The organism is Symbiopectobacterium sp. (assembly GCF_051710365.1).
In the GTDB taxonomy this organism is placed as follows: domain Bacteria; phylum Pseudomonadota; class Gammaproteobacteria; order Enterobacterales; family Enterobacteriaceae; genus Symbiopectobacterium.
In genome coordinates this window covers 1-2,795 of sequence record NZ_JBPETA010000290.1, presented here as the reverse complement: position 1 = coordinate 2,795, position 2,795 = coordinate 1, and the positions used below count along the sequence as shown (strand labels likewise).

2 protein-coding genes and 1 pseudogene are annotated in these 2,795 nt (G+C 45.4%); 1 reads left to right on the top strand and 2 read right to left on the bottom strand.

The features are described 5' to 3' along the window. Positions 1-131: 131 nt before the first annotated feature. The gene (locus ACTBDZ_RS16790) at positions 132-623 is read right to left on the bottom strand and encodes a hypothetical protein (RefSeq protein WP_438816147.1); all 492 of its coding nucleotides are present in this window, start codon (positions 621-623) and stop codon (positions 132-134) included. A gap of 466 nt (positions 624-1,089) precedes the next feature. Here ACTBDZ_RS16790 and ddlA point away from each other — a divergent pair. Further along, positions 1,090-2,188: pseudogene (gene ddlA / locus ACTBDZ_RS16785) on the top strand (D-alanine--D-alanine ligase). 90 nt (positions 2,189-2,278) lie between these two features. Here the strand turns inward: ddlA and ACTBDZ_RS16780 are convergent. Further along, a partial coding sequence (locus ACTBDZ_RS16780) for a hypothetical protein (RefSeq protein ID WP_438816148.1) occupies positions 2,279-2,795 on the bottom strand: 517 nt, incomplete at its 5' end.

Below are 2,795 nucleotides of genomic sequence, written 5' to 3'. Positions count from 1 at the left end.
AGGTTACGGATGGTAACGTGGGGAGTACTCATGCTGATTGGTCTGCAAAAAGCAGTAATAAATTCAGAACTTCAGAATACCGTCAAGTCCCGAAAAAAGAAAAATCAGGTGCGGAATGACGGGTGAATATATCACGCCATGCAATCTCTGCTCTCAAGATATTTGAGTGACACTTGCAAGGTGACCAGTCGGTAATTGATACTTCCTATTCTATCATCATCGCCTTTGAGTTGAGCTTCCATGTCATTTACAAAAGCGTTGGTGATATCCACATCGAAAAGACCATACCCAAGCAAGGTGAGTTTAATGTCCGGGTTTCTCTCTAAAAAAAAGCAGCTATAATCCATAACTTCATCACCACCGTAGTCATCTTTTATCTTGGTATCCGGGAATTGCTTGGCAAACTCAACATCATTATCGGCGGCGTATTTTTTAACGATAGGGCTGTAGTTTTCGATCAAAGGCAACTGATTAAATGAAAGCTCAGACAGTGAATCCCAATTATTGGGTGTATCGAAACTGTAAATATCGACTTTATCGATTGAAAAAGTGTATCTCGTCCCCAGCATCCCCAACGGTTGAACATTTATTTTAAACAGGTTTTTATATGCCGGTAAGGCCAACGCTTTGAGTTTCTCGAAATTATAAAAACGATAATAGACTGAACCACCGAGCTTGGCGGCGGGATGCTCATTAATGTTTTCATAAAGAGAGTCAATAACGTCCTTTTTAGGCGATATTCTGAATAGATCGAGAAATCGCTGCTATAAACTCAATGCCGTTGCCTTATTTTTATCGTCATACTGTATTAAATTCTTCATATCGCAATGATGTAAAGTCCTTCCCCCTGCAAGTTCTATTTCCATCTTGCGAATCCTCCCTCTGTTTTTATTAGTGACATCGCCTAACATAGGCCACGTATTCGAAACAACAGCACAATGCAGTTTCACCTCGTTGTGCTCACATCGTTCTTTGAGCGAGGATTTTTTTACCCGCAATACCGTGAAGCGCTTGATCGCAGAGGCACTTGATTATCTAATCAATACCCTAAGCGCTACGGGTTTGGCACTACAACACAGGAATCAACGCATGAAAAAGCTACGCGTGGGCATCATCTTTGGCGGTAAATCCGCTGAGCACGAGGTCTCGTTACAATCGGCCAAGAATATTATTGATGCCATTGATAAAGCCAAGTTTGATGTGACGCTGCTTTGTATCGACAAGCAAGGGGCGTGGCATATCAACGATGCGTCAAACTACCTGCTGAATGCCGAGAACCCCGCGCTGATCGCCTTGAACCGCTCAAACAAAAGCGTAGCTCTGATCCCAGGACAAACACAGCAGCAAGTGATTGAAAGCCAGAGTGCTCACGCCCTTACCCAATTGGATGTTATTTTTCCTATCGTGCACGGCACCCTGGGAGAAGACGGTTCACTGCAAGGCTTGCTGAGAATGGCCAATATTCCGTTTGTTGGCAGCAGCGTACTGGGTTCCGCGGTCAGCATGGATAAAGACGTCACCAAACGCCTACTGCGTGATGCAGGCTTGCTGGTGGCCCCCTTTTGTTACCCTGAATCGCGCCAATCGTCAGCATCACAGCTTTTCCAGCGTCAGTAACGCTCTCGGGCTGCCGCTGTTTATCAAGCCGGCCAATCAGGGCTCGTCTGTCGGCGTGAGCAAAGTTCGCAACGAAGCAGAATTTCAGCGGGCCGTTGAGCTCGCTTTCCAGTTCGATCATAAGGTGCTGGTAGAAGCGGCGATTGTTGGCAGAGAAATCGAGTGTGCGGTGCTGGGTAATGATCACCCGAAAGCCAGCGTCTGTGGCGAAATTGTGCTGAGCGACGAGTTTTACTCTTACGATACCAAATACATCAACGAACAAGGTGCGCTGGTGCGAGCGCCAGCAGATCTTACGCCTGAAATTAACGAAAAAATCCAACGCATTGCCTTGCAGGCCTTCCAGGCGCTGGAATGTCAGGGCATGGCACGTGTGGATGTTTTCCTCACGCCAGACGATGAAGTGATTATCAATGAAGTGAATACGCTGCCCGGCTTCACCAATATCAGCATGTATCCAAAACTGTGGCAGGCTAGCGGCCTAAGCTATACCGATCTCATCACCGTATTGATCGAGTTGGCGTTAGAACGGCAGGAAAACGATCGCGCTCTGGCAAGTTCTGTTCGATAACGGATGCGCCCGCCATATACTAATTAGCCCTCTCACCAGACTTCAAATAACTGTTTTTGAAGTCTGGCCTAACAGGGCAGGTATTATAACTCACATGTAATCGGTATTCAATTTATAAAGTGATACCAGAGAGTTGTGGATAACTGTCAGTATACCACCTCTTGGGCTCTCATCATTAGGAAAACGATCGTTCATATCATCCCTGAGTATATCCACCATATCCATATTCATAAGGCCATGTGCGAAAAACGCTCTTCTTATGTCGTCGTTATTCCTTAAGAAGAAACAACTACAGTCCATGAGTTCGTCTCCCCCCAAAATACCCTTCGTTTTTGTGTCGTCATAATCAATCAAAAAGCGTTCTTCATTACTTTTCATATAGTCATGCACAATACTCAGATAATTGTCCACTACCGGTAATCCAGCCATTTCCAATCCATCGAGTGAGAGTCCATTTTTATCAGAACAGAAGCTAACAATACATGGTAATGACTTGTAGCCTGATGATCTATTCCGCTCTCGAGTATCGCATACGTAATGCTTTGGCAGTTCAAGGACGTAGCGTGCCAGATATGAAGAAAAAACCGACTCAAAAACCCACAGCGCG